Raw genomic sequence first — 3427 nt, forward strand, 5'->3', positions numbered from 1 at the left:
ATAAATTAAGCTGACGTTTGGCAAAAACTTCTAAAGGTTTGACTAAAGCTCCAGGTTGATCTAAAACTTGAAAAGCGAGGGACATTCGCTCCCCTTGAGGATGGGAAGTTAAATCCATGACCCAAAAACGGGTACAATTATCGGGATAATCATTAATTGGTTGTATTAATATTGGTACATGATACAGTTTTGCTGCCCGGGGAGAAGCAATCGCGGCCGAATTAGTCTCTCGATCGAGAATTTGAATCGCTTCTGTGGTAGAATTGGTGGGAATAATTGGCACGTTAGGTAAATTATTTTCTAGCCACTTTTGACATTGGGCTAAAGCTTGGGGATGAGAATAAACGGTTTTAATTTCTGTTAGCGATTGTCTGGGAGATAGAAGTGCATGGGAAATCGGTAAAACTAATTCTTGTTGAATCTGTAACCCGGGTAATTGCCATAAAGCATCAAGAGTCATTACCACACTTCCTTCGGTGGAATTTTCCACCGGGACCACTGCTAAATCGGCCTGATTTTGGACAACCGATCGCAGGGCCAAGGCAATGCTAGGATAGGGTATTAATTGACGAGGCTGGGGTGGTAAACTATTAGCAAATGCTAAAGCGGCTGTTTCTGAATAGGTTCCCACCGGCCCCAGATAAGCGATCTTTACAGTCATTTAGATTATCCCCGCAAGCAATTTTTTCTAGCTATTACAGCCTTTCTCGTCAACATCAAGTATAACCTAATTCAACCACAGTTTTCAGTTGATAATTGGCTAAAGGAGCAATATAGTAGGGAACCTTTTTAGCTAACTCTAGGGTACAGGTAATTTTTTTAACTTGGCTTTTACCGCCCAAAAATTTACAATCATAACTAGCATTGTGAAAAACCTTTTCTATCCGGTCAACCAGCATGATTTTAGTGATAAAATAGTCAGTAAGATCGGGTCGATCGAGAACATCCAAAATTGTCACCCGCTCCCCCGTTAAGTCCGTGGAATCAGCCAGAATTTGAATCAGAGACAAACGGGGAGTCTTGCTATCGTAATCGGCTACTTCCGTATCTAACCAAAGAATGGGAAAATGAGAAAAGTGATCGATCGCATTCATCATAGCGTCGGATTCCGTTAAATAAGGCATGGTTGCAGAGGTGGAAAAATGTATCAAAAAATCTTGATAGCAATAGATTTATCAGAGATGGGGGAGAGTGTCTTTAAGGAGGCTGTATCCTTAGCTAGTAAGTACGAAGCTAACCTCCTACTACTGCACGTCCTTTCCCCTGAAGAAGATTATAGCCCTTTACCGATTCCGCCCAATTTAGCCGATATTTACCCCGCCCAGGGCAATGATCTGACTCTCGATTTTTGGCGGCAACAATGGGAAGAATTCGAGCAGAAAGGGGTGGCCATGTTGCAAAAAAGGGCTAATCAGGCGGGAGAAATGGGTGTCAAGGGAGAATACCGGCAAATTTACGGTCATGCCGCCAAAACTATCTGTAAAGTGGCGCGAGAGGAAAATGTTGATTTAATTGTCATCGGTCGGCGTGGGCGATCGGGTCTAGGAGAGTTATTCTTAGGTAGTGTGAGTAATTATGTTCTCCATCATGCCCCCTGTTCCGTCTTAATTGTTCAACATCATCAAGACTAAAAATTGCTGATTAGCTATTCCCCCCTAAAATCCCCAAACGATTAAAAGGAAAAAAGCGAAAAACCGCCCTACCAATCACGTTATTTTCCGGTAAAAACCCCCAGATATGGGAGTCATTGCTATTATTGCGATTGTCTCCCATGACAAATAAATTATTTTCCGGCACAAGCAAAGGCATTAAATTATATTGAGGGGATTCGAGAATATAATCCTCTGACAAGGGTTGATTATTCAGATAAATTTTGCCCTCCTTGACAGCAATCACATCCCCTGCTGTGGCAATCACTCTTTTAATAAAAGCTTGGTCCTTTTGGTATCCCTGTAATTGTAATTGTGCCGGCGGTTCAAAGACGACGATATCCCCCCGTCGAGGAGGATGGAAATCGTAGGAAAGTTTTTCCACTACTAAGCGATCGCCCTGTTCTAAAGTGGGTAACATAGAATCAGAGGGGATAAAACGAGGTTCAGCCACAAAAGTGCGGATCAATAGGGCTAAAACTAAAGCTATAGTGATAATTTGCAGATTTTCTCGAATAGAAGCCCAAAAACTCTTGGATTTGTCCTTATTAATTTCTTGCTCTTGCATTATTGCCCAGATGATGGTTGATGTAACTTAGCTTTCGCTTGCTGCCAGAAAACCGTTAATTCCTCTAGTGTATAGTCATGGAGAGGCTTTTCTGCGACAGATTCCACTAGGGAAAAACGTTGAATAAAACGCAGATTAGTCTCTTGTAAAGCGATACTGGGGTCTAAATTATACCAGCGAGCAAGATTGACAATAGTAAAGAGTAAATCGCCTAATTCGGCCTGTTGATGCTCTTTATCGCCCGATTCTAGGGACTCTTGCCATTCTGCTAACTCTTCGCCGAATTTTTCCCAGACTCCTGCGATATTTTCCCACTCAAAACCGACTCGCGCCGCTTGCCGAGAAATTTTCATTGCCCCCATCAAGGGTGGTAAAGTTTGGGCATAACGGGTTAATTTGCCGCTAATAGTCGGGTCATTTTTTTCCTCAGCTTTGATTTTCTCCCAATTTTGACGCACCTGTTCGGGATTTTCTAGGGATAGCTCCCCGAAAACGTGGGGATGACGACGAATTAATTTATCGGTGATGCCTCTAGCCACTTCTTCTAGGCTAAAATTACCCTCATCACTGGCAATTTGGGCTTGTAAAACCACCTGTAGCAGTAAATCGCCTAATTCCTCGGCAATGGCAGTTTTATCACCGCTTTTAATCGCCGCTACCACCTCATAAGCTTCTTCGATAACGTAGGGAATCAGGGTTTCCGGGGTTTGAGCTAAATCCCAAGGACAGCCGCTTTCTGGGTCTCGTAAACGGGCAACAACGCTGATTAAATGGTTTAATGCCGCTAAGATGGCCTTGTAACTGGGATTGTCGGTTTCTGGAAGGCTAGACATCGATTTTTTCCGGTTTTCTCGCCCATTATACCGGTCAGTTATCAGTTATCAGTGATCAGTTATCAGTTATCACTGATCAGATGTGAGTTTTCAGTTCACTGATTACTGTTTACCGATCACAGCAAAAAAGCTTTTATTTCCCTATCTTCTAATATTCAGTTACAGCCTTTCTCATAACAGATGAAGTTTAACCTAATTTGAGCGAAGACCGACTCCCCAAAACGAAAACTTCGTACCTCACCATTCAGATAACTGCTTTAGCTCAATAACGATGAAAAAACCCGGGAAAACCGGGTTCCACTAGCTTGGAGTGTGTATAGTCAACCGATAAAGCAGTTGAAAACTTAAATAAATCTAAATAGAAAAAAGGTAAGTAA

5 protein-coding genes are annotated in these 3427 nt (G+C 42.4%); 1 reads left to right on the top strand and 4 read right to left on the bottom strand.

Annotated features, from left to right (window positions below; translation table 11 throughout):
- Together pheA and PX636_RS01085 are read right to left on the bottom strand one after the other, a co-directional pair.
- A partial coding sequence (gene pheA / locus PX636_RS01080; protein ID WP_288115955.1) for a prephenate dehydratase occupies positions 1-661 on the bottom strand: 661 nt, incomplete at its 3' end.
- A 55-nt stretch (positions 662-716) separates the two neighbouring features.
- On the bottom strand, positions 717-1124 hold the full coding sequence (locus tag PX636_RS01085; protein ID WP_002797218.1) for a ribonuclease D: 408 nt from the start codon (positions 1122-1124) through the stop codon (positions 717-719).
- Between the two features lie 18 nt (positions 1125-1142).
- Between PX636_RS01085 and PX636_RS01090 the strand changes: the two genes are divergently transcribed.
- Positions 1143-1631, top strand: coding sequence for a universal stress protein (locus PX636_RS01090; RefSeq protein WP_288115958.1), 489 nt, complete (start codon positions 1143-1145; stop codon positions 1629-1631).
- Between the two features lie 10 nt (positions 1632-1641).
- Here the strand turns inward: PX636_RS01090 and lepB are convergent, their stop codons facing one another.
- Both lepB and mazG read right to left on the bottom strand, forming a co-directional pair.
- Positions 1642-2217 carry a signal peptidase I gene (gene lepB, locus PX636_RS01095; RefSeq protein WP_288115960.1) on the bottom strand — a complete coding sequence of 192 codons (576 nt, stop codon included), beginning with the start codon at positions 2215-2217 and terminating at the stop codon, positions 1642-1644.
- Positions 2217-3050, bottom strand: coding sequence for a nucleoside triphosphate pyrophosphohydrolase (gene mazG / locus PX636_RS01100; RefSeq protein ID WP_288115961.1), 834 nt, complete (start codon positions 3048-3050; stop codon positions 2217-2219). The genes lepB and mazG overlap by 1 nt, the downstream gene beginning before the upstream one ends.
- Positions 3051-3427 lie beyond the last annotated feature (377 nt).

It is taken from the genome of Microcystis sp. M53598_WE2, from assembly GCF_030067735.1.
Taxonomy (GTDB): Bacteria; Cyanobacteriota; Cyanobacteriia; order Cyanobacteriales; family Microcystaceae; genus Microcystis; species Microcystis aeruginosa.

Bases quoted from the DNA above. Each gene is read 5' to 3' on its own strand.
- PX636_RS01085 (WP_002797218.1), bottom strand. From the start codon at position 1,124: ATGCCTTATTTAACGGAATCCGACGCTATGATGAATGCGATCGATCAC.
- PX636_RS01090 (WP_288115958.1), top strand. From the start codon at position 1,143: ATGTATCAAAAAATCTTGATAGCAATAGATTTATCAGAGATGGGGGAG.
- lepB (WP_288115960.1), bottom strand. From the start codon at position 2,217: ATGCAAGAGCAAGAAATTAATAAGGACAAATCCAAGAGTTTTTGGGCT.
- mazG (WP_288115961.1), bottom strand. From the start codon at position 3,050: ATGTCTAGCCTTCCAGAAACCGACAATCCCAGTTACAAGGCCATCTTA.